Raw genomic sequence first — 25,220 nt, 5'->3', positions numbered from 1 at the left:
TGATAAAACATCGCGTTCGTGACGAATTTCTATCAATTCATATTCACAATGCGACAGTTTTCCTGAACAAATTTACAATTTATAAGATCATTAAGAAAAAATTAACTCATAAGATATTGCACTTATACAAAAGTATAGGTGGCCATACCGAAAATTGCCATTGCAGAATCACCCCCCGAGGTTTGTATTTGCCCGGTCAGTGACAAGGCACGGGCATCGGTCGCCAGAGAGAACCCAGCACGATCACAAGAGCTTGCATTGCTGCTCCGCGCGACATCCGGCGCGGAAACGCAGTGCCGTTCGCCCGTTGCCGCAGCGACCCCCGTACAGGTCGCTGCAGAGTGACTGGAGAGCATCGAGGTGCAGGGGGCATAAGCGATGGAATTGAAGCGGAATGAACAGGTCGGTGAAATCGCGACCATAGCGATGGCCGTTCCGCCCGGTGCCACGCCCATCCTGCCCGTCGATGGCGTCATCCAATTGCCGCCGGGGACGCGGCTCGACGCGATCAAGCTTTCCGGCAACGATCTGCTCGTCACATTGCCGGACGGACAGGTGCTGGTCATCGTCGATGGCGCGCTGCGCATCCCGCAAATCAAGGTCGGCCCGATCAATATCCCGGCGCCGACGGTCGCCGCGCTGATCGCCGGCCAGGAACCCGAACCCGCGGCCGGGCGGCCGCAAAGTTCGGGCGGCAATTTTGCCCAGACGCCGGGCGACATCGGCGACCCCTTCGGCCTCGGCGACCTGCTGCCCCCGACCGAATTCGGCTTTGCGCGGACTCAGGACGAGGAAGTCATTCCCGACGCGATCGACGACAAACCTACAGTCCTGATTACCACACCCGATCAGACGGTCGGCGTCACCGCCGCGACCGCCGCGGTGTCGGAAGCGGCGCTGGCCGCGCGCGGCACCGAACCCGCCGGGACCGATCCCGCCTCGCCGCGCGAAACGACCAGCGGCACGATCCAGATCGCCGCGCTCGACCAGCCAGTCGTCGTTGCGGTCAACGGCACCGCGATCACCGCGGTCGGCCAGATTATCGCGACCCCGCTGGGTCAGATCACCATCACCAGCATCACCCCGGGCCTGATCGGTTACAGCTATACGCTGACCGACAACAGCACCAACCCGGCCGCCACCGACGTCGTCACGATCACCGCGACCGATAACGACGGCGACGTCGGCACCGCGACCCTGACCCTGACGATCGAGGACGACGCGCCGATCGCGCGTGCCGACACCGACGACACGGTACCCGGCAGCAACGCGCCGCAGGGCGGCAACGTCATCACCGGTGCCGGCACCGCCAGCGGCGCAGCAGGCGCCGACACGCCCGGCGCCGACGGCGCGGTCATCACCGGCGTCCGCGCCGCGTCGGCGACCGATTTCAGCCCGACGGCCACCGCTGTGCAGGGTCTCTATGGCCGCTTGGTGATCGCCCCCGACGGCACCTATGCCTATGTCCGGTCCGCGGGGACGCCGGGCGGGGTCAGCGACGTCTTTACCTATCGGCTGACCGACGGTGACGGCGACGTATCGACGGCGACGCTGACGATCCGGATCGGAGACAGCGCACCCAGCCTGCTCGTCCCCGCCGCGGGCGATGACGGCACGTTCGTCGACGAGGCCGGCCTACCTGAACGCAACAGCGAAAGCCCCGGCTCGCGTGAGGGAGACGGTTCCGACTTCACCGCTGGTGTCATTCAGTTTGCTGCCGGTGACGGACCCTCAGCGCTGACGATCAACGGCGTCGCCGTTACCGCAGAAGGCCAGGAAATCGAGCTGGCCACCGGCATCTTCTACATCATTGCGATCAATCCCGATTCGATCGAATATTTCTTTCAGCTGACCGATAACACGATCGGCGACAATGCGTCGCAACTGATCACCGTTGGCATCACCGACCTTGATGGCGATACCGTATCGGCCAGTTTCGAGATCGACATCATCGACGATGCTCCCGAAGCGGTGCCCGATTTCGACAGCATCGCGGCGGGCAGCTTTGGCCCCGCGACAGGCAATGTCATCACCGACGCCGAAAATGACGGCGGGCGCGATACCCCCGGTGCCGACGGTGCCAGCGTGTCGTCGGTCTCGGGAACCGGCAGCCCCGTCGCGGCGGGAACCCCCGTCGCGGGGCTCTATGGCGTGCTGACGCTGAACAGCAACGGCAGCTACAGTTATGTCCGCAATCCCGGCACCCCAGGCGGCGTGTTCGACGTCTTCACCTATCGGTTGACCGACGGCGACGGCGACACGGCCACCGCCACGCTGCGGATCGCGATCGGCGATGGCGGCGTCACGATCGACCTGCCCGACGGCGACGACGACGGCCAGTTGGTGTCGGAGGCGGGCCTACCGACCGGATCGGCGCCAGGCAGCGGCACCGCCACGACCGAGGGCAGCTTTACCATCGCGGCCACCGACGGCGTGGGCGCCGTCCGCATCAACGGCGAGACGGTGACAGCGGTCGGCCAGACCATTGCAGGCGCCTTTGGCACGCTGACGATCACCAGCATCAGCGCAACGTCGATCGGCTACAGCTATACGCTGACCGATGCGACCAGCGGCGACGATGTCATCGAAACCTTTGGCGTCGTGGTGACCGACCTTGATGGCGACAGCGCCAACGGCACGCTGAGCATCGTGGTCGAGGATGATGTCCCGACCGCGATCGACGATCTGGACTCGCTGCAATCGGGCAGCACGACGACCGCCGACGGCAACGTCCTGACCGGCGTCGGCGGCGCAGATGCGAACACCACCGACGGCGCGGCCGACGTCCAGGGCGCCGACGGCGCCAGCGTCACCGCCATCGCGTTCGGCGGCGAAAGCGGCGAAATCAACGGCCTGACCTTTGGCGCCTATGGCACGCTGCAGATCGCCGCGGACGGCAGCTACCTCTACACGCTCGATCCCGAAAACCCCGATGTGGCCGGGCTCGATGGCGACGACGAGCTGACCGAGACATTCGAATATGTCATCACCGACGGCGATGGCGACGAAGCGACGGCAACGCTGACCGTGGTCATCCGCGGTCGCGATGACATTGTGACGATCAACGGGCTTAATCCCGATGGAGCGGAAGCAACGGTATCGGAAGCGAACCTTGCCGATGGCTCCTCTCCCGACAGCGACGCGCTAACCCAGACAGGTAGCTTTACTTTCAGCGCTGCAGACGGCGTTGCCGCGATTACGCTGGCCGGCGAAACGATCGTCGCAGGCTTGGTAATCACCACCGACCTTGGCATCCTGACGATCACCGATTTCGTGCCGGTGTTCGATGCGGCGGGTGATATCGTCGGCGGCACGATCAGCTACAGCTACGAACTGATCGACAACAGCCTGCTGCACAGCGGCCCCACAAATGCCGCGCTGACCGAATCTTTTGCGATCGAGATTACCGACAGCGACGGAACGGTCGCCACGGCGACCCTCGACGTGCTGATCCTCGACGACAACCCGGCGGCAGAAGCCGACGAGGGCGACGTCGGCGAAGGCCAGACGCTCGAAGTCGATGCCGCGAGCGGATTGCTCGCCAACGACATCCCGGGCGCGGACGACGCTGAAATTCTGGGCGTGCGTGCAGCCGGCGAAAATCCGTCGGCGCCTGCAATTGGCGGTGTCGGCGCCGTAATCGTCGGCTTATACGGCCAGCTGACCGTCGCCGCGGACGGCAGCTATATCTACGTCGCCAACGCCAATATCGTCCCGCCCGACGGTGCCAAAGACATCTTTGTCTATACCATCGCCGACGGCGACGGCGACCGTTCGACGACCACCCTGACCATTCGCCTGAGCGACGCCGGACTGTCCGCCGAGGCCGTGCAGTTGCAGGTCAACGAAGCCGCGCTGAGCATCGGCAGCAATCCGGGCAGCGACGCCGAAACGGCGTCGGGCGACCTCAACGACAATGTCGCGGGCGGCACCGGCCCACTGGAATTCAGCTTGGTCGGCAATGGCGTCGGCACCCATGGCACCTTCACGCTCAATCCTGATGGCACCTATTTCTACACGCTGACCAGCACGGTGGACGGCGTGACCGCCAATAATGGCACCAACCTCGTCCCCGCAGTCGAAACCTTCACCTACAACGTCACCGACGCCTTCGGTAACGTAACGCAGAATGTGATCGTCATCGACGTGATCGACGACGTTCCGGTCGCGCGGTCTGCGCCGTCCATCACCGTGGCCGAAGACGCCGCCGCAATTTCGGGCAATCTGTTGACCAACGACACGCTGGGCGCCGACGGCGCCACGGTCACGTCGGTGACCATCGGAAGCGCGGTCGTTGCGGTCGCCGCGACAGGTACCACGACCCACACCAACGCCAACGGCACCTACACCTTCCAGGCCAACGGCGCCTGGACCTTTGATCCGGTGCCGCAGATCAGCGTGTTCCCGATCCACGCCGACTTTACCTATACAATCACCGACGGCGATGGCGATCAATCGTCGGCGGTGCAGCAAATCCGCCTCGCCGACGGCAGCTTGCCGACCGCGAGCGGCCCGGTTCAGTTGACCGTCGACGACCAGCATCTGGAAAGCGGTTCGACTCCGTCGCCGGTGCAGCCGGTGTCGTCGAGTGGCAATATCGTCTTTACCCCGGGGTCCGACGCCATCGCGTCGATCGGCTTTGGCGACATCTCGACGCTCGACGGCGGGCTCAGCTGGACGCTCGAATCGGACAATCAGATCATTGGCTGGGACGCCGACGAAAACCCGGTGATCGTCATCGACCTCAGCCTGTCGGGCAATGTTGCGACTGTGACTGTCACCCTGCAGCATAATTATGGCCTGCATCCCGACGTGACGATCGACGACCTGGCCGAGCTGGGGTTCATCGAGGTCGTCGCGACCGATGCTGACGGCGATCAGGTGGCGGGTACGGTCAATATTTCGGTATCCGACGACGTGCCGTCGATCACCGCATTGTCGCCGACCGACGGCCTGCTGACGGTGGACGAAACCAATCTGGCGCTGAACGCGACCGCCAATTTCGCCAGCCTGTTCAATATCGTCATCGGTGCCGATCAGGCTGGCAGCACGGTCAGCTATGCCTTTGCGGTGACCACCGCCACGGGATTGTTCGATGTTGCCACGGGGTCAAAGATCATCCTGCAGGCGATCGGTAATGTCGTCGAAGGACGGCTTCAGGATTCGCCGTCGATCGTCGCCTTTCGGCTGACCGTCGCCGCCAACGGCCAAGCGACGCTCGACCAGATCCGCGCCGTCCGCCATCCCGACGCGAACAATCCCGACGACCCGGTGACGCTGTCGCCGACCGTCATCCGGCTGACCGCAACGATCACCGACGGCGATGGCGATCAGGCGTCGGCGACGGCTTTCATCGGCAACGCACTGGTGTTCAACGATGATGGCCCGTCGATCGACGCGACCAACGTCGATACCAATGCGATCACCCTTACCACACAGGATGCCGACACGCGCGGCAGCGCGTTCGACGTGGCGACCGCCGATCTGTCGTCGGCCTTTTCGACTTCGCTGGTTCAATTCGGCGCCGATGGTCCCGCGGGTGCGGGCCTGGTGACGTGGACCTATTCCCTTGCGCTGGGCTCGGCGGCCGCGACCTCCGCCCTGACCAGCAACGGCGTGCCGGTCACGTTGGCCCTTGTCTCCGGCGAAATCGTCGGCAGCGCGGCCGGCACGCCCATTTTCTCCATCGCCGTGAACGCCGCGACCGGCGTCGTCACGCTGACCCAATTTGCCGAGATCGACCATCCGTTGCCGGGCTCGTCCAGCAACTATGCCGCTCAGCTTGTCGAGCTGGCGGCCAATCTGGTCGAACTGCGCGGCACCGCGACGATCGTCGATCGCGACGGCGACAGCATTTCGGATACCGTTGCCGTCGATCTGGGCGGCAACATCCGCTTCGCCGACGATGGCCCGTCGATTTCGGCCGGGGGCACCGCGCCGACACTGACCGTCGACGAAAGCGATTTCGCCGCGAACGCCACTGCCGACCTGTCGGGCCTGTTCACACCGACGACCGACTTCGGCGCCGACGGTCCAGGTACGGTCGCCTATGAACTGGGGGTCACCGCCGGGGCGAGCGGACTGATCGACTCGCTGACCGGCGAGACGGTCACCCTGTCGATCGAGGGCGGTACCGTGTTCGGGCGCACCTCGACGCATGAGGTGTTCCGCATTTCGGTGGCGCCGGGCGGCCTCGTCACCTTCGACCAGTCGCGCGCGGTCCTCCACTTGCCCAACAGCGGGCCCGACCAGACCCTGTTCCTGTCGGGCAGCAACCTGATCACACTGACCGCCATCGCGACAGACGGCGACGGCGACACGGCACGGACCACCGCCGACATCACCGGCCGTTTCGCAATCCGCGACGATGCGCCGCAAGCGGTGCATGACGAGGACAATGTCTCACGCGACGGGCAGATTTTTGCCGACGGCAATGTGCTGACCGGGATCGGCGGCACCGACGACAACGGGATGGACGGATCGGCCGACAATGCCGGCGCCGATGGCGGGCTCAGCGTGATCGGCGTGGCGTTCGGGGCGATCATCGGGACGCCGGGCGCCGCGCTGGCGGGCGATTATGGCACGATCACCATCGCCGCCGACGGCAGCTATCGCTACGATCTTGATCCCAATGACCCGGCGGTCATCGCGCTCACGTCCAGCATGACGCTGACCGAAACATTCCACTATACGGTGCGCGACGCCGACGGCGACACGTCGATCGCGACGATCACCATCTCGATCACCGGCGCCAATGATTTCCCGATTGCACGTGCCGACACCAATTGGGTGCTCGACGGCGTCAGCGGTTCGGACCCAAGCGCCAGCGGCAACGTCCTGCAGGACATCGCGCATCCCGGCGCGCCATTCGGCAGCTTTGCCGACGTCGCCGACAATGATCCCGATCTGGAGGCGATTACCGTCACCTCGGCGGGCACCTATGTCGGCCTTTACGGCACGCTCGTCATCAACGCCAACGGCAGCTACACCTATACGCTCGACGAGGATAAGCCGGTCGTCAACGCGCTCGACAGCGGACAGACGCTGACCGAAAGCTTTGCCTATACGATCAGCGACGGATCGCTGTCGGTCGGATCGACGCTGACGATCACCGTATTCGGTACCAACGATGCGCCGACGATCGGCACCACGATCGCGCGGGTGTCCGAAGAAGGCCTGCCGAACGGACTTCCCGACACGGCGCCCAACGCGACGCTCGACACCACCAACAGCACGACGTTCAGCGGCACGCTGGCGATCGGCGACGCCGATGCCGGCGAGACGCTGACCGCGACGCTCGGCAATCCCGGCGCGGTACTGACCGCAGGCGGCATAGCCGTCGCCTGGACTGGCGTCGGCACCGGCACCCTGATCGGCTCGGTCGGCGGCTCGGAAGTCATCCGCGTTACGCTCGCGTCGAACGGCGCCTATACCGTCACCCTGTCGCGCGCCGTCGATCACCCGACCGTCGCGCTTGAAGACCTCAAGGATTTCTTCGTTCCCGTCTCGGTCTCCGACGGCACCACCACCACGACCAACGCCTCGGCGATCCAGATCGTGATCGAAGATGATGCCCCGACCGCCAACGGCGAAACCGGATCGTCGTCGCAGCCGATGCAGGACGTGAACACGCTCTTCATCCTCGATTTCAGCGACAGCATCGACAATGGCGAACTCAACGTCATGCTCGAAGCGGTGCAGGGTGCGCTGGCGCAACTCGACAGCGCGGCGTCAGGCGCCCTGACGATCAAATTCGTGATCTTTTCGTCGGGATCCTTCGCGTCGCAGTCCTTTTCGACCGCCGCGGCGGCCAACGCCTATCTCGACTCGCTCAATCCGCTGGCCGGCGGCGAGCGGCCGTCGCCGGACGACATCGGGCTTAACACCAATTACACCGGCGCAATCCAGACCGCGCTCGCCAATTTCTCGGCCATTCCCGGCGCGAGCAACCAGGTGTTTTTCCTGAGCGACGGCAACCCGAACCAGCAGGTCCAGTTCGGTGGTATCCCCCCGATGGTCATCAATTCGCTGACCCCGGCGACAGCGACGGCCTGGAACAATTTCGTCGACAACAACAATGTCAACGTCACCGCGATCGGCATCGACAACAATCCGTTGCAACCGCTCAACATCCAGCGGCTGCGCGACGTCGATCTCAACAATGCGCCGAACAACGAACCGATCCTGGTCGATGATTTCGAGGATCTGGTCGCGACCTTGCTGTCGGTCATCGTCCCGTCGGCGGTGTCGGGCGACCTCGACGCCAACGACTTTTTCGGTGCCGACGGCGGCCGGCTGCTGTCGATCACCATCGGTTCGACCACCTACACCTGGGATGGCGCGTCGAGTATCGCGGTATCGACCGGCGGCAGCATCGCAGGGACAACGCTGAACGCGATCACGACCCCGATGGGCGGCACGCTGACGCTCAATTTCGCAACCGGCCAATATAATTACCAGCCACCGAGCCCGATCACGGTCACCGCGACCGAGGTGTTCAACTATGTCATCACCGACCGCGACGGCGATACCGCGACCGCGAACCTGTCGGTCACCATCACCGCGCTGGCGCCGCCGATCGCGGTCGATCTGGATGGCGATGGGGTCGAGTTCGTTTCGAACGCGGCGGGAGTGCAATTCGACTATAATGGCGACGGTATTGCCGAAACCACCGCGTGGGTTGCGGCCGACGACGGGCTGCTGGCGATCGACAAAAATGGCGATGGCAAGGTCAACGACGGTGCCGAGCTGGTGTTCGGCGGGGCGGGCATGTCCGACCTGCAAGGGCTGGCCGCGGCCTATGACAGCAACGGCGACGGCAAGCTCGACGCCGCTGACGCCGAATTCGCAAAATTCGGCATCTGGCAGGACGCCAACAGCAACGGCGTGACCGACGCCGGTGAGTTCCGCTCGCTAATCAGTGAAGGCATCATCAGCATCTCGCTGACCTCCGACGGGCGCGCCTACACCGCTGCCGACGGTCAGGTGCAGGTGAAGGGCGAAGCGCTCTACACCCGCGCCGACGGCAGCACCGGCAAGCTTGCCGACGCGGCCTTTGCAACCAATTTCGCCGACCAACAGCGCGTTGCCGCGACAAACGGAACCGCAGGCGTTTCGACCGCGATGCTGGTGGCTGGGCTCGCCGCGGCGACCCCGCTGGCGGCGCGCCCGCCCGCGACGCCCGAGGGCGACGCCGCGGTTGCAGGGCAGCAGGCTGGCGTATCGGGCGAGACGGCCGAACAATCGGCGACGCTTCCTACCGCCAAGGCCGACGGGCTTGTGCACGAATATTTCTCTGGCCCGGCGACGGCAAAGATCGAAGCCGATCCGACCCAGCGCCAGATGGATGAGGACGATCGCCGCGAGGCGCACAGCGACGAGCTCGACGCCGCGGCGCCCGATCCAGCCTATGCCCAGCTGCTGGCCGGAACCGAGGTCGATCTGCCCGCCGAACGAGCAGCGGCGACCGCGTCGGGCGACCAGATGCAGATGGCGCTGCCACCGCAGGCGGTGCTCGACCCCGCCGCGGCAGGGCTCGACATGATCGTCGCCGCCGCGCTGGAGGGGCCGCAGGTCGAACTCGACGCGCTACTCGGCCCCGCGGCGCCGGCTGAACCGGTGCTCGCGCGCATCATGCTCGGCGACGGCGGGGCCGTCGGTGTGCTCGGCGACGGCAGCGCGGGCCAGTCTTTCATCGCGGACCTCGCGCAGCAGCATGTCGTGGTGCAGCTCGAACAAATGGCGTCAGCGGGTCACGCCTAAACCGACCGGCGACGCTGCCGGACATTATGAAACACCGGCGCAGGTGAAGGATCACACAGAAGGATCTTTGAATTCGACCGGACAAATGCAGGGGACAAAAGATGCCGAAAATTCGTACCGCAGCATTGTTGCTCACCGCCGCCGCGCTCGTCGCGACGCACGATGCCGGCTGGACCCAGCGGATCGAGCTGAAGACCGCGGTCGAAACGGCGGTCCAGACCAACCCCGAAATCAACCAGGCGGTCGAGAACAAGACCGCGATCGAATTCGAACGCGAGCAGGCGCAGCGCCTGTTCGCGCCGCGCGTCTCGGTCGAAGGATCGATCGGGATCCGTCGCCTCGAAAACAGCACCCGCCGCGCGTTGGGCATCGCCGACAACGAGCTGTATCCGATGGAGGGCGGGCTCAGCGTCGAACAGACGCTGTTCGATGGTGGCGTCCGGCGCAATGAGGTCAGGCGCCAGGCCGCGCGAACCGATGGGGCCGCGTTCCGCGTCGAAGAACGCTCGCAGTTCATCGCGCTCCAGGTCACGCGGCAATATCTCGATTATCTGTTGCAGCAGCGGATTGTCGCGGCGTCGGAGGACAATATCGATTTCCACAGCAAGCTGGTGACCGATCTGCGCGAAGGCGTGGCGAAGGGATCGCTGAGCATCGCCGATCAGCAGCAGGCCGAGGAACGCCAGCAGGCCGCCCGCGCGCGGGTGACCGAGGCCAATCTCGATCTTGTCAACACCTCCGCGTCGTTCCGTACCCTAACCGGGCTCGACCTGGTCGACGGCGCCGCGTTGCCGCCATCACTCGCGGGCAATATTCCGGCGACGCTCGAAGACGCGCTGGCGCGGGCGCGTGAGCGCAACCCCCGGGTACGCGAAGCGCAGGCCGACCTGGATGCCGCCCACGCGCTGGTCCGCAAATCGAAAGCCGAGATGTCGCCGACGCTCGCGCTCGAAGGCAACGCCCGGATCGGTGACGACATCGACGGCTTCCGCGGCGAGACCAACGACCTGCGCGCCGGGCTGGTGCTGCGCTGGGACATTTTCAACGGCGGCATCAAACGGTCGAAGGTGCAGGAAATGTACCGCCGCGAAAAGGAAGCGCGCTACCGGATGGACCAGATGGTCCGCGAAGCCGAAGAGGATGTCCGCGTCGCATGGAACACCTGGGACGCGCAGGGAAAGCTGGTCAAGGAACTGGAAGAACAGAGCCGGGTTTCAGACGAATTGCTGCGCTCGTACCGTGCGCAGTTCAACGTCGGTCGCCGCTCGCTGCTCGACGTCCTCGACGCGCAGAACACGCGCTATAACGTCCAGGTCCGCACCGAGACCGCGAAATTCGCGCAATTCTATTCCGAGTTCAAGCTGCTCGCGGCGCTAAACGATCTGCTCGCAGCGATGGACGTGCAGCCGCCCACCGCGACCGCCGCGACCGCGCGCGAACGTTTCAAGGTCAAATCGACCCCCGAAATGAATCCTGAAGCGATGCGGGATCCCACATGAACTACCCGGCCGACGCCCGCGGCGCGCGGCGGTCGCGCCAGCCGCCGCCCGCCGCGGGTTTTGAAGCGTGGCGCAGCAGCCCGGCGCAGGGCGACGAGCTGCTGGACGCCGTCGCCGCGATCGCCGCGCTGTTCGAGCGCCCCTTCTCCGACCTGCGGGTCAAAAAGGGACTGGCGCTCGACGACGACGGGCTGGTGCCGCTCGATCAGCTCGACCATGCGCTCGAGGCGGTGGGGCTGCGCTGCCATCTCGTGCGGCGCCCGCTGGCCGGATGGAACGCGCAGGACGTCCCTGCGATCCTGCTGCTGGGCGACGAGCGCCCGCTGGTCCTGACCGCGATGGACGACGACGGCTGCTGGGTCCGCCTGCCGGGCGCGAGCAGCGACCTGCACATCGATCGCCGCCTGCTCGACGCCGCCTATTCGGGCCAGGGCGTCATCGTCCGCCACGACCCCGCCAGCGAAACCGCGCGCGAGCGCCCGTGGGATCAGGCAACCAGGCAGCATTGGTTCTGGAGCGAAGTGTGGAAGGAGCGCAGCCAATATGGCTATGTGATGTTCGCCTCGCTGCTGATCAATCTCCTCGCCTTCGCGATGCCGTTGTTCACGATGAATGTGTACGACCGCATCATCCCCAACAAAGCGGCGGCCAGCCTGTGGATGCTGGCGCTAGGCGCGCTGTTTGCCATCGCGGTGGAATATGGCCTGCGCCTGGCGCGCACCGGGCTGATCGACGAGGTCGGGCGCGGAATCGACGCACGGTTGTCGCAGCGGCTGCTCGACAAGATACTCAACCTGCCGATGGCGACCCAGCGGGGCAGCACCGGCGCACTTGCCCGCCGTGTCACCGATTACGAGCAGGTCCGCGACTTCTTTGCCTCGACCACCGTCGTACTGCTGACCGACATCCTGTTCCTGGCAGTATTCGTCGCGTTGATCGCGGTGCTCGGCGGCTGGCTGGCGGTCATTCCGATTGTCGCGATGGTCGTCATGCTGGCGATGGGCTGGGTGTTGCAGCGCCGGATGAGCGCCGCCGTCGCCGACGCGCAGGTCGATGCCAGCATGCTCCAGACGACGCTGGTCGAAACGATCGGCAGCCTCGAAACGGTCAAGGCGTGCCGCGCCGAAGGCCGCATGCTCGGCAAATGGCGGCGGTTGTCGGCGTCGAACGCCTATACGCAGGAGGAGATGCGCAAGCTGACCGCGACCGCGGTCAACCTGGCGACGCTGTGTCAGCAGGCGACGGGCATCGCGCTGATCATCGGTGGCTTCTATCTGTTCAACGCCGGCACCATATCGATGGGCGCGATCATCGCGATCGTTATGCTTGCCAGCCGATCGCTGGCGCCGGTCGGGCAGCTCGCGTTCCTGATGACGCGCGGACGACAGGCCTTCGTCACCTTGAACAGCCTGCAACAGCTGATGGATCAGGACGATGAGCGCGACAAGGGCAGCCGATCGATCACCCCCGAGGTCCGCGACGGCCGCTTGCAGCTCGACCATGTCAGCTTCTGCTACCCGGACACCGACCGCGAATCGCTTGCCGATGTAAGCTTGAGCATCGAACCCGGCGAGCGCGTCGGGCTGATCGGCCGCGTCGCGTCGGGCAAATCGACGCTCGGGCGCGTGTTGTGCGGTCTTTATGACCCCACCAGCGGCAGTTACCGCATCGATGGCCTGGAAAGCCGGCAATATGATCCGCACGATTTGCGCTCGACCTTGCGCTTCGTCGGGCAAGATGCCGAACTGTTCAGCGGCACGGTGCGCGAAAACCTGCTGGTCGGTGCCAGCGATGCCGACGACGCCGGCATCATCGACGCGGCGCGGCGGTCGGGTGCGGACGAATTTCTCGGCCGTGACGCGACCGGTTTCGATTTTCATATCGGCGAGCGCGGGTCGCGCCTGTCGGGCGGGCAGCGCAGCTTTCTGGTTCTCGCGCGCGCGTTGATGACCCCGGCGCACCTGCTGTTCCTCGACGAGCCAACCGGCGCGATGGACAGCCAGACCGAAAAGCATTTCGTCGATCGACTGCAGGCGGCGATCCCCACCGGCCAGACGCTGGTCATCGCAACGCACCGGATGACCGTGCTCGGGCTCGTCGACCGGCTGATCGTCATGGACAATGGCCGGATCGTTGCCGACGGCCCGCGCGACGAAATCCTTGCGCAGCGAGCCGCATCATGACCGCCGCGACCGCCCGGCGATATGGCACGGTGGCCAGCGACGACAATCGTCGGACGATCCTGTGGCTGGCCGCAATGGCAGCGGTAGTGACGCTGCTCACGTCGCGCACAATGTGGGAGCAGCTAATCTTGCTTGTCGGCGGCGACGGCCCGGATACCGCCTATAGCAGCCCCGACGCGCCGGTCATCACCGACCCCGAAATGGTGCGGCTCATCAAGCTGACCGAAGACCCCGGCGCGGCGCCCCTCTATCCGCCCGAAACGGCGATGACGCGCAACCAGGCGATCCCCTTTGCGACCGGGCCGGTCGCATCGGCGCGGCCGTTCCATCCGGTCACCGCCGATCAAAGGGCGGTCCTGACCGCGCTGCGCTGCCTGACCCAGGCGGTCTATTATGAAGCGGCCTATGAGCCTATCGCCGGGCGGCGCGCGGTGGCGCAGGTCGTCATCAACCGTGCGCTGCACCCCGCCTTCCCCAAATCGATCTGCGGCGTCGTCTATCAGGGCGTCAACCGTCCCGTCTGCCAGTTCAGCTTCACCTGCGACGGATCGCTGAACCGGCGTCCCAATCCCGCCAAATGGCAAGAAGCCGAAGATGTCGCGCGCGCCGCGCTCGGTGGCTATGTCGAAACCTCGGTCGGTCACGCCACCCATTATCACGCCAACTATGTGTCACCCTATTGGGCACCCAAGCTGGTCAAGATCGCGCAGCTGGGCGCACACATCTTTTATCGCTGGCCGGGCAAATGGGGCACACCGGGGGCGTTTTCGGGCCGCTACAGCGGGATGGAAGCCATCCCGACGATATTGGCGCGCAGCGCGGTGGTGCGCCCGCGCGACGGGGCCGATGGGCAGGGTCTGATCCAGGCATCGGCCGGTCGCACGCTCGACGCGCTGCAGGAGCGCCGCGCCGACAACGACACCGGCGGCCGCATCGACCCGTCGATCGGGTGGGAGCTGGCAATTCCCGAACCCGAGGAAACCAGCCGCGCCTCGCGCATGATGGCGCGCCAACAGGCCGGCGAATTCGACGTCGCGGCAAAGGAGAGTGGTTCATGATCAGATCGCGGCCTTATGTCGGCACGCGCCGGATCATCCTGGCATCGGGGGTCGGGCTGTTCGTCTTTGTCAGCTGGGCCAGCTTTGCCCAGGTCGATGAGGTCACCCGCGGCCAAGGGCGTGTCATCCCGTCAAGCAAGGCGCAGATCGTCCAGTCGTCCGAACCCGCGACGATTTTGGACATCGTCGTCCGGTCGGGCCAACCAGTCCGCAAGGGCCAGCTGCTGGTGCGCCTCGACGACACCGAATCCTCGTCGCAGCTCGGCCAGATCGCGGCCGAGAACCGCTCACTCGCGGCGCGCGCCGCGCGGCTCGGGCGCGAAGGCGGCGGCGCAGCGAGCGTCGATTGCAGCACCGCGGCCAGCGGCGTCCGGCAGGCCGAATGCAATCAGGAGGCCGATCTGCAATCGGTCCGCGCCGCAACGCAGCGCAGCCGCCGCATGGCGCTCACGGCCGCGGTCGAGCAGCGGCGCCGTGACTATGGCGAGGCGCAGGCAACGATCGCGTCGCTGCGATCGAGCTTGGCGCTCGCGCAGAACCAGGTCGAATTGCTGGCGCCGCTCGCGGCCAAATCGATCGTTCCGCAAACCGAATTGCTCAACGCCCAGCGCGAGGCGACCGAGGTGCGCGGCAAGCTGGCCGCGGCCGAGCAGGCGGCCTCGCGCGCCGCAGCGGCGATCAGCGAAGCGCAGGCGCAGGTCGCCGCCGCGGGGCTGGAATTCCGGCAGGAAGCGCTGGACGAGCGCAACCAGATCGTCGCCAAGATGGCGGTGAATTCGGAATCGCTGCGCGGTGCCACCGGGCGCCAGCAGCGCAGCGAAATCCGCTCGCCCGCGAACGGCATCGTCAACGATGTCCAGGTCACCACCGTAGGCGGGTTCGTCCAGGCCGGGCAGAAAATCATGCAGGTGGTGCCGGTCGGCGACAAATTGCTGATCGAGGCGCGCGTCGCACCGCGCGACATAGCGTTCATCAAGGTCAACGACCGCGCCAATGTGAAAGTCACCGCTTATGATTTTGCGGTCTATGGCGGCCTGTCGGGGCGCGTCGTCCAGATTTCGCCCGACAGCCTGTATGACGAGGCGACCAAGGAAGCCTATTTCACCGTCGTTGTCGAAACCGACGTCGCCTATCTGAAGAGCGGCCGTCGGCAGCTGCCGATCACTCCGGGGATGGTTTGCGATGTCGAGGTGCTGACGGGCAAAAAAAGCGTGCTGAGCTATTTGTTCAAGCCGTTCCTGCGCGCCCGGTCAGAGGCATTCACCGAGCGCTGAAAACTCTGCGGCATAGCCCAGCGAAAGGGCGCCGGAGTCCCCCACAGCGCCCTGCTCAATCTAGTGGAAACCCGCGCGGTTTAGGCCGCGCGGCCCGACAGAGGCGGCGGTCTAATCGCCGCGCGGACGGGCCTTACCTCGCGAAGATTTAGCTGCACCGGCTCCCCCAGGCCATTCTTGACCCCCCAGGTTGCCGCTTGGGTGCGGTTTTCGACGCCCAGCTTGCGCAGGATCGCCTTCACATGGACCTTGACCGTGGCTTCGCAGATGCCGAACTGCCGTGCGATCACCTTGTTCGCCATCCCGGCCATGATGCTTTCGAGGATTTCGATCTCGCGGTCGGACAGTCCGACCGACGCGGCGCTACTTTTCCAGTCGCCGCCGAGCGCGGCGGGCACCCAGCTGGTCAGATTGTTGACGAGTTGCGAAGGAAAGACCTTCTCGCCCAGCGCCGCCAATTTGATCGATTCGACCAGCGGGGCGCACAGGATTTCCTTGATGATGACGGCATCGACGCCAATCTGAAACGCTTCGACCACGTCTTCAAAGACATAATGATCGAACAGCAAGGCGAGCTTTGCGTCGACCTTTTTCCCCGCGAGCCGCCGGCAGGCGTCGAGCCCGAAATCGCTGTCGCCGCCATCGACCACGATGACATGGCAATCGACGTCGTCCTCAATGTTCCCTTGCGGGTCAAAGAGCGCCGACGCATTCGAAACCGATGCGCGGATCTGAAAGCTTTCGCCGGAAAGGATGTTGCGTAACCCCTCCCTCGCGATTTCATATTTCGCCAAGAGCGAAATCTTGATCAACTGCGACATTTCCGCCTCCCCTGAATTCTCAGTCAAGGCGACCCAACTTGTCTGGACTTCGGTCTAAACCCCAAATACCCTTTGATCTCCATCGCGGCGGACCCCTCCCCACGTTGAATATGTTAACCTTTTAGTTTGGTTATCCAATAACTACCTATAAGGTTATACAACTTAATGACAGATTCTACGAGGATTTTGATACATACCCACTAAGGGGTAGGATCGATTCCGGCGCGTCGCAGCTTCGCGCGTCGATCAATCACCGCAGCGCCAATTTAATTGCAGCAAATGCGGCATGTTATTTTTCGGCGCGACATCGGCGGTCCGCCTAGCCTTTCGGGTAGGCGGGCGGGCAGGCGGCGGCCCGAATTGGGCCGCATTCGCTAATAATAATGGTTAATGCGCGGTCACCGATCGATAAAGTGCCGGTTCTGGACGGCGTTCGATCGTGCGAGTCGCGGCGCGCGCGATGCTGCCAATCTGGCGATACCCGCGATCCGGGCGCAACAATTTGAAAATGCCGCACAAGCGATCCGCGTGGCCGGGATATGCTGCCAATCCGGCGTTATCTGGTCCCGCGCGCCGCCAGGCGCCCGAACATCCTGGGCAGTTCGTTGACGATCGACCTATGCGCAAAGGCAAGCTTGGTTCCGGCCAGCATCGCGAGTGTGGTTTTGAACGACCGGCGTTCGGCCGCGGCGGGTGCCGCGCTGGCAAACACCGCCGACGATGCCTTCACCGCGGTCGATGCCGCCATGACTATCGGAACCGCACTGTTGCGATAGCCGTGCACCCAGCGCCGGTTGCCGCTGAACGACAGGATCGGGCGCACCGCATTGGCCTGACGCCCGTCATAGATGCGGTCGGTCATATTATCGAGCACGACCCACCCGGCGCTCGACCGCACCAACAGGAACGCATGGTCGGCGTTGATGGCCAGGTCGCGCAGCAGGACGAGCTTCATGCGATCGTCGTCGATGCCCGCCGCACGCAGCATGTGCATTTTTAGGATCGCTAAATCTTCGCAATCACCGCTGCCGCGCCCGACCGTTTCGTCGGCGGTCGCCCAGAAATCGCGCTGCCGGTAATTGCGGTCGTCCTCGACATAGGCGATCTGGCGATTGACCCACAGGTTGATGCGTTCGAGCGTGGCGGCTTCGCCAAGGCCGCGGGTCACCGCGGCGCGATCGAGCTGCGCCTGCATCAGCCGCGCCGCCGGCGCTCGGCGCACGCGCGCCCAGCGATCGTCGAAACGGGTCGTTTCAACCGGGATCGCCAGCGTCCCAAGTTCGCTGTCGTCATCCAGCGCGGGCGCCGCGATCGCCGCGACCTGGTCGGTACAATCGATCCGTCGCGGCGAAGCAATTGAGGTTAGCGCCTGGGCAGGTTTGAAGAGGCGATCGGCACCCGCCGCCATAGCGCGCGCAGCAACCGACGTACCGCGCGCCGGCGTGATTTCGACGATCGGCGCCGGCCGCTCCTGGCTCATCCGCATCCGCTCGAGCGCGCTCGGCATATCGGGAGCGACCGGGCGCGGAGCGGCAACCGACGGCACGGACGATGGCAACGCCGCGGCGACATGGCAGCTATCGCCAAAGGCAAAATGCTTGGCATTGGCGGCTTTTGCGGTGGGTGCGCCGATCGCCGCATGCGCGGTCGCAGGCAACATCACGGCGGCAGCGGCGACTGCAAGGGCGGCAAAGCCGGTGAAGGCCGGAGGAGACAGGCGCGCGATCATGTCGCGAGCCATGCCGGAGCAAGGTGAGAATATGCTTCAGCGACATGGTTAACAGCGCGTTGACCATGACAAGGCGTCGATGCCGTGGCGCCCCGTTTACGCAGCGCTTATGGCGCTGCGGTCGGCCCCTAGTCAGCCATCGCCACGACCAGCTTGTCGGGAAAGGTCAGCGTGAACGCGCCGCCGCCGTCGGGGTGATTGGCGGCTGCGATGCCGATCCCCAGCGCGTCGGCGAAACCCTTGGCAATCGCCAGCCCCAACCCGCTGCCGCCGTGCCGGTCGGTGCCTGCACCCTGCGCAAAGGTATCGAAAATTGCAGTTTCGCTTCCCGGTTCCAGCCCGGCGCCGCGATCGCGGACGGTCAGCAGCAGCGCGTCGGGGGTGCGGCGTCCGACGATCGAGATCGGCCCCGCGTTGCCGCCGTGCTGGACCGCATTGGCGACCAGGTTGAGCAGGATATGATGGAGCAGCCGCTCGTCGGTCTTGACGAACGGCAGGCTGGCAGGAACCTGAAAATCGATATGATGCCCGCGCAGCATGTCTTTCAGGTCATGGACGACCCCGGCGACCGCATCGGTCAGGTCGACCGACGCCAGGCTGAGATGGATGCCGCCCGCGTCGATCCGCACCAGTTCGATCAGATTGTCGAGAAAGCGGCGCAGCCGCGACAATTCGGCGCGCGCCGTCGGCAGCGAGCGGGCGCCCGGATGTTCGGCGCCGATCGCCTCGATCGCCGCGGTCACCCCAGTCAGCGGGGTGCGCAGATCGTGGCCGATCGACGACAGCAGCGCGGCGCGCAGCCGGTCGCGCTCTTCGAGCACCGACAGGCTGCGCATCTCGTCCTCGAGATACAGGCGCTCGTGCGCGAGCGCCGCCTGCCCGATCAGGGTCGAGAGCAAAGTTGCCTTGTCGGCGGCGACCGGCGCGCTGTCATCGTCGCGCGCGATGCCGAGCACCGCGAGGACGCCGAGGCTGGTCTTGAGCGGGTGGAATTGCCAGTCGGACGCGAGCAAGGTGCCGGTGCCGCGCCCGGCGGGTTCGCCGCTGCTCCACGCCCATTCGGCGGCGGCCTGATCGATCGGCGAGATCACCGCCTCGCGCGGGCGGGCAACGATCGGGCTGAGCACATTGTCCGCCTCGGCAAGCATGACACAGCGCACGCCAAGCAGGCGCGACACCTCGTCGCAGGTCGCGGCCGCGGTCGCCTCGCGGTCCGACGCGCGCGCCAGCATCTGTCCGAACGCCGCCAGCGAGGCATTTTCCTCGGCGCTGCGTACCCCGATGCGCGCGCGCGTCCGCAGCCGTCCGGCAAGGTTGCTGGTGACCGCCGCCACCCCGGTCAGCACCAGCATCGTCAACACGCTTTGCGGGTCGGCGATGGTGAAGGTGTGGATGGGGTCGAGGAAAAAGAAGTTGAACGCCAAAGCGGCGGCGATGCTGGCGAACAGCCCGGGACGCAGGCCATAAAGCGTCGCGGTGACGATGACCGGGACCAGGTAGAGCAGATCGATCGCGCCGCGTCCGATCATCGGCTCGGCAAATTTCGCGAGCAGCGTCGTCGCCGCAATGAGCAGCAGCGACGCCGCATAGGCCTGCGGCCGCCCCCAGCCCCGTATCCAGCCGCGCCACCAGCTTTCGGCGGTCGCGGTCTGCGGCGACGGAATGACGTGCACCGCCAGATCCTGCGTGCCGCGAATGAGGCTTTCGACCACCGATCCGTGGCGCAGTTCGAACCACCAGCTGCGCTGCGAGCGGCCGATGATCAGCTGCGTCGCGCGCTGCGCCTCGATCTGGCTGCGCAGCCCGGCGATGACATTTTCCGATGGGATAGTCGCAATCGTCGCGCCGAGCGTCGCGGCGAGCGACAGCGCCGCGGCAATCCGGCGCCTGGTCTCCTCGTCGAAATTTTCGCTGCGCGGGGTTTCGATATGCACTGCGGTCCACGGCGCGTTCAGCCCATCGGCAAGCCGTTTCGCGGTCCGCACCAGCGCGTCGACCCCCGGCTGCTCGCTAATCGCCACAAGAATACGCTCGCCCGCCGCATAGGTGCCTGCAACGCCGCTGGCATCAAGATCGTGCAGCATCTGGCGATCGACGCTGAGCGCCGCGCGGCGCAGCGCCATTTCGCGCAGTGCCGACAGGTTCGGTTTGGAAAAGAAATGGCCGAGCGCGCGTGATGCCTCTTGCGGCACATAGACTTTGCCGTCTTTCAACCGGTCGATCAGTTCGTCGGGCGGCAGGTCGACGAGCTTGATCTCGGCGCCCTCAAACACGCTGTCGGGCACCGTTTCACGCACGCGGACGCGGGTAAAGCTGGCAACAACGTCGTTGAGGCTTTCGACGTGCTGGATGTTGAGCGTCGTATAGACGTCGATCCCCGCGTCGAGCAGTTCGGCGACATCCTGCCAGCGCTTGGCGTGGCGGCTGCCTTCGACATTGGTGTGGGCATATTCATCGACCAGCGCGAGCGCGGGGGCGCGGCGGAGCACGGCGTCGAGGTCCATTTCGGTCAGCGTCCGGCCGCGATATTCGACCTCGCGCCGCGCGACGATTTCCTGCCCGTCGAGCAACGCCTGGGTTTCGGCACGGCCATGGGTTTCGACCACCGCGACGACAACATCAACCCCGTCGCGTTTGAGCGCGGCGCCCTCGGCCAGCATCGCATAGGTTTTGCCGACCCCCGGCGCGGCACCGAGGAAAATCTTGAGCTCGCCGCGGTCCTCGCGCCGCGCCTGGCGCAGCAACGCCTCGGGCGAAGGTCGTTTTTCCGGGGAAACAGGGGTCGGCATACGCCGGGCTTAGCCGAAGGCGGGCGCCAGCGCCAAGCGCGCGACGTCCCGGCTTTATGGAAACTTTATGCCGATCGTCGGATTCGCCCGCGAAACTTTACGGCGAAGGGGCGTAGCGGCGCCCACATCCTGACCGGCTCCCGCTGGAGTCCCCTTCGCCGGAGAATATCCATGTCCGACATTTTGTGGCTCGGCCTCATCGCCCTGCTCTTTGCAGCGACGCTCGGTTATGCGCGCCTTTGCGACGGAGCGTAACCGATGAACAGCTCGCTGATCCTCGCCGGCGTCACTGCCGCCGCCCTCCTCGTCTATCTGCTCGCCGTCCTGTTGCGGCCCGAGCGTTTCTGATCGGAACCTGACATGACCGTCGCTGGCTGGGGCTTGATCCTCCTCTTCGTCGCCATCACCCTCGCGCTCGCCAAGCCGATGGGGATGTGGCTGTTTGCGCTCTACGAAGGACGCATCACCCCGCTGCACCGGGTGTTCGGCCCGGTCGAGCGCGGTTTTTATCGCCTCGCGGGGATCGATCCCCATGAGGAGCAGGGCTGGCGGCGTTACGCGCTGCACATGCTGTTGTTCAACGTCGTGCTGCTGCTGTTCACTTACGCGATCCTGCGGTTGCAGGGCGTGCTGCCGGGCAATCCGCAAGGATTTGGCGCGGTCGGCGCCGATGGCGCATTCAACGCCGCAGTCAGCTTTACGACCAACACCAACTGGCAGTGGTTCGCGGGCGAGACGACGATGTCGAACCTGTCGCAGATGCTGGGCCTGACGATCCACAATTTCCTGTCGGCGGCGACCGGCATCGCGATCGCTTTCGCGCTGTTCCGTGGTTTCGCGCGGCGCGAGATGAAGACGATCGGCAATTTCTGGGCCGATACGACGCGCGTCACCCTCTATCTGCTGCTGCCGATCTGCATCGTCTATGCGATCTTTCTGATCGCGAGCGGGGTGCCGCAGACGCTGGCGGGTTCGATCGACGCGACCACGCTGGAGGGCGTCAAGCAAACGATCGCGCTCGGCCCGGTCGCGAGCCAGGAAGCGATCAAGATGCTCGGCACCAATGGTGGTGGCTTCTTTAACGCCAACAGCGCGCATCCGTTCGAAAACCCCACCGCGCTCACCAACCTGGTCCAGATGCTGTCGATCTTTGCAATCGGCGTCGGAATGACCTGGTGTTTCGGCAAGGCGGTCGGCGACACCCGCCAGGGCTGGGCAATCCTCGCCGCGATGGGCGTGCTGTTCATCGCAGGGGTCACCGTCACCTATTGGCAGGAAGCCGCGGGCAATCCGATGCTGCACCAGCTGGGGGTTGCGGGCGGCAATATGGAGGGCAAGGAGGTGCGCTTCGGCATCGCCGCCTCCGCGCTGTTCGCGGTCGTCACCACCGCCGCCTCGTGCGGCGCGGTCAATGCAATGCACGACAGCTTTACCGCGCTTGGCGGCATGATCCCGCTGTTCAACATGCAGCTCGGCGAAATCGTCGTCGGCGGCGTCGGCGCGGGCATCTATGGCTTCCTGTTATTTGCGATCCTGGCGGTATTCGTTGCCGGGCTGATGGTCGGGCGTACCCCCGAATATGTCGGGAAAAAGATCGAGGCGCGCGAGGTCAAGCTTGCGGTGCTCGCGATCGCGATCCTGCCGCTCGTCATCCTGGGCTTCACCGCGATCGCCAGTGTCGTGCCCGCGGGCCTCGCAGGTCCGCTCAACAAGGGACCGCATGGCTTTTCGGAGATCCTTTACGCCTTCACGTCGAGCGCCGGGAACAATGGGTCGGCTTTTGCCGGACTGACCGCGGGCACGCCCTTCTACAACGGGATGCTGGGCGTCGCGATGTGGCTCGGGCGCTTCTTCGTGATCGTCCCGGCGCTCGCCATCGCGGGCAGCCTGGCCGCCAAACGGCATGTCCCCGCGACCAGCGGCTCTTTCCCCACCACCGGCGGGCTGTGGGTCGGGCTGCTCGTCGGGGTCATCCTGATCCTTGGCGGTCTCACCTTCCTGCCCAGCCTCGCGCTCGGTCCCATCGCCGATCACCTCGCGGTGACCAGCGGCCAGCTTTTCTGACGGATATACAGCCATGAACGCTCCCACTTCGATGTTCAGCGCCGCCCTTGTCATTCCCGCGATGCGCGATGCGGTGCGCAAGCTCGACCCGCGGCAGTTGGTCCGCAACCCGGTGATGTTTGTCACCGCAGTCGTCGCGATGCTGCTGACCGTTTTGCTCGTCATCGGCGAACCCGGTTTGCCGATCGGCTTTGAAATCCAGCTTGTCGTCTGGCTGTGGCTCACCGTGCTGTTCGGCACCTTTGCCGAGGCGCTGGCCGAAGGACGCGGGCGGGCGCAGGCCGCCTCTCTCCGCGCGACTAAGGCGGAACTGAAGGCAAAGCTAATGCTGGGGGTCGGCGATACGTATGAGATCGTCGCCGCGAGCCAATTGGAAAAGGGCGAGATCGTGCTGGTGGAAACCGGCGACCTGATCCCCGCCGACGGCGAGGTGATCGAAGGTGTCGCATCGGTCAACGAAGCCGCGATCACCGGCGAAAGTGCGCCGGTGATCCGCGAGGCGGGCGGCGACCGCAGCGCGGTCACCGCGGGCACGCGGGTGATTTCGGACCGCATCAAGGTGCAGGTTACCGCCGAGCCCGGACAGGGATTCCTCGACCGCATGATCGCGCTCGTCGAAGGCGCCGAGCGCCGCAAGACCCCGAACGAGATCGCGCTGACCATCCTGCTCGTCGGGCTGACGATCATCTTTCTGATCGCAGTATCGACGATCCCCGGCTTTGCGTCCTATGCAGGCGGTTCGGTGCCGGTGGTGCTGCTCGCGGCGCTGCTGATCACGCTGATCCCGACCACTATCGCAGCCTTGTTGTCGGCGATCGGCATCGCGGGCATGGACCGGCTCGTGCGCTTCAACGTGCTCGCCAAATCGGGGCGCGCGGTCGAGGCGGCGGGCGACGTCGATGTGCTGCTGCTCGACAAGACCGGGACGATCACCATCGGCGACCGTCAGGCGAGCGAGTTTCGCCCGCTTGCCGGGATCGAAATCGACCGGCTGGCCGAAGCCGCGCTGCTGTCGAGCCTTGCCGACGAAACCCCCGAGGGGCGCTCGGTCGTCGCGCTGGCACGCGAACGCTATGCGATCCGCGTCGAAACGCTGCCCGCGGGGTCGGAAGTCATTCCCTTCACCGCGCAGACCCGCCTGTCGGGGGTCGTCGTCGCCGGTGTCACGATCCAGAAAGGCGCGGTGGACTCGGTGCTGAAAGCGCATCCGCAGGGCGAAAACGCCGCGGTGGTCGAACTGCGCAAGATCACCGAAGAAATCGCGCGCTCGGGCGGCACCCCGCTCGCCGTCGTCCGCGATGGCCGTCTGCTCGGCGCGATCCACCTGAAGGACGTCGTCAAGGCGGGGGTGCGCGAACGCTTCGGCGAGCTGCGCAAGATGGGCATCCGCACCGTGATGATCACCGGCGACAACCCGCTGACCGCCGCGGCCATCGCCGCCGAGGCCGGGGTCGACGATTTCCTGGCGCAGGCGACCCCCGAGGACAAGCTGGCATTGATCCGCCGCGAACAGAGCGAAGGCCGGTTGGTCGCGATGTGCGGCGACGGCACCAACGACGCCCCCGCCCTCGCCCAGGCCGACGTCGGCGTGGCGATGAACACGGGGACGCAGGCGGCGCGCGAGGCGGGCAATATGGTCGACCTCGACAGCGATCCGACCAAGCTGATCGAGGTGGTTGGCCTCGGCAAGCAATTGCTGATGACGCGCGGCGCGCTGACGACCTTCTCGGTCGCCAACGATGTCGCCAAATATTTCGCCATCATCCCCGCGATCTTCGTCGTCCTCTATCCGCAGCTCGGGGTGCTCAACGTGATGGGGCTGGCGACGCCCGAAAGCGCGGTGCTGTCGGCGATCATCTTCAACGCGCTGATCATCCCGTGCCTCGTCCCGCTCGCGCTCAAGGGCGTGCGCTACCGACCGATGCCCGCGGGCCAGCTGCTCGCGCGCAACCTGTCGGTCTTCGGTCTTGGCGGCCTCGTCGCGCCGTTCGTCGGCATCAAGCTGATCGACCTCGCCGTGTCCGGCCTCAACCTCGCTTAA

General features: G+C 65.3%; 11 protein-coding genes. 8 read left to right on the top strand and 3 right to left on the bottom strand.

Going from position 1 to position 25,220, the window contains the following annotated elements; all coding sequences use genetic code 11:
• Nucleotides 1–378: 378 nt before the first annotated feature.
• From ACTIFP_RS03905 to ACTIFP_RS03885, 5 genes are all read left to right on the top strand, one after another.
• Nucleotides 379–9,762 (top strand): DUF5801 repeats-in-toxin domain-containing protein, encoded by a 9,384-nt coding sequence (locus tag ACTIFP_RS03905; RefSeq protein ID WP_439567405.1) that lies wholly within the window; start codon nucleotides 379–381, stop codon nucleotides 9,760–9,762.
• A 101-nt stretch (nucleotides 9,763–9,863) separates the two neighbouring features.
• Nucleotides 9,864–11,261 (top strand): TolC family outer membrane protein, encoded by a 1,398-nt coding sequence (locus tag ACTIFP_RS03900; RefSeq protein ID WP_439567404.1) that lies wholly within the window; start codon nucleotides 9,864–9,866, stop codon nucleotides 11,259–11,261.
• Entirely contained in the window at nucleotides 11,258–13,444 is a 2,187-nt protein-coding gene (locus ACTIFP_RS03895; protein WP_439567403.1) for a type I secretion system permease/ATPase, read from the top strand. Before ACTIFP_RS03900 ends, ACTIFP_RS03895 begins: the two co-directional genes overlap by 4 nt.
• A complete protein-coding gene (locus tag ACTIFP_RS03890) occupies nucleotides 13,441–14,502 on the top strand; it encodes a cell wall hydrolase (RefSeq protein ID WP_439567402.1) in 1,062 nt (353 codons plus the stop codon). The genes ACTIFP_RS03895 and ACTIFP_RS03890 overlap by 4 nt, the downstream gene beginning before the upstream one ends.
• Entirely contained in the window at nucleotides 14,499–15,776 is a 1,278-nt protein-coding gene (locus tag ACTIFP_RS03885; RefSeq protein WP_439567401.1) for an HlyD family type I secretion periplasmic adaptor subunit, read from the top strand. Before ACTIFP_RS03890 ends, ACTIFP_RS03885 begins: the two co-directional genes overlap by 4 nt.
• 80 nt (nucleotides 15,777–15,856) lie before the next feature.
• Here the strand turns inward: ACTIFP_RS03885 and ACTIFP_RS03880 are convergent, their stop codons facing one another.
• The 3 genes from ACTIFP_RS03880 to ACTIFP_RS03870 form a co-directional block, all read right to left on the bottom strand.
• Nucleotides 15,857–16,597 carry a LuxR C-terminal-related transcriptional regulator gene (locus ACTIFP_RS03880; protein WP_439567400.1) on the bottom strand — a complete coding sequence of 247 codons (741 nt, stop codon included), beginning with the start codon at nucleotides 16,595–16,597 and terminating at the stop codon, nucleotides 15,857–15,859.
• 556 nt (nucleotides 16,598–17,153) lie between these two features.
• The gene (locus ACTIFP_RS03875) at nucleotides 17,154–18,338 is read right to left on the bottom strand and encodes a transglutaminase-like cysteine peptidase (protein WP_439567399.1); all 1,185 of its coding nucleotides are present in this window, start codon (nucleotides 18,336–18,338) and stop codon (nucleotides 17,154–17,156) included.
• A 116-nt stretch (nucleotides 18,339–18,454) separates the two neighbouring features.
• Nucleotides 18,455–21,115 carry a DUF4118 domain-containing protein gene (locus ACTIFP_RS03870; RefSeq protein WP_439567398.1) on the bottom strand — a complete coding sequence of 887 codons (2,661 nt, stop codon included), beginning with the start codon at nucleotides 21,113–21,115 and terminating at the stop codon, nucleotides 18,455–18,457.
• Between the two features lie 258 nt (nucleotides 21,116–21,373).
• Between ACTIFP_RS03870 and kdpF the strand changes: the two genes are divergently transcribed.
• The 3 genes from kdpF to kdpB are packed head-to-tail and all read left to right on the top strand — an operon-like array spanning nucleotide 21,374 to nucleotide 25,220.
• Nucleotides 21,374–21,463 (top strand): K(+)-transporting ATPase subunit F, encoded by a 90-nt coding sequence (kdpF, locus tag ACTIFP_RS03865; RefSeq protein WP_439567397.1) that lies wholly within the window; start codon nucleotides 21,374–21,376, stop codon nucleotides 21,461–21,463.
• 12 nt (nucleotides 21,464–21,475) lie between these two features.
• Nucleotides 21,476–23,179 carry a potassium-transporting ATPase subunit KdpA gene (gene kdpA, locus ACTIFP_RS03860; RefSeq protein WP_439567396.1) on the top strand — a complete coding sequence of 568 codons (1,704 nt, stop codon included), beginning with the start codon at nucleotides 21,476–21,478 and terminating at the stop codon, nucleotides 23,177–23,179.
• Between the two features lie 13 nt (nucleotides 23,180–23,192).
• Nucleotides 23,193–25,220, top strand: a complete 2,028-nt coding sequence (gene kdpB / locus ACTIFP_RS03855; protein ID WP_439567395.1) for a potassium-transporting ATPase subunit KdpB — start codon at nucleotides 23,193–23,195, stop codon at nucleotides 25,218–25,220.

This window comes from Sphingopyxis sp. (assembly GCF_051861155.1).
In the GTDB taxonomy this organism is placed as follows: Bacteria; Pseudomonadota; Alphaproteobacteria; order Sphingomonadales; family Sphingomonadaceae; genus Sphingopyxis.
Note: the sequence above shows the minus strand (reverse complement) of the source record. Positions and strands in the feature narration are given on the sequence as shown.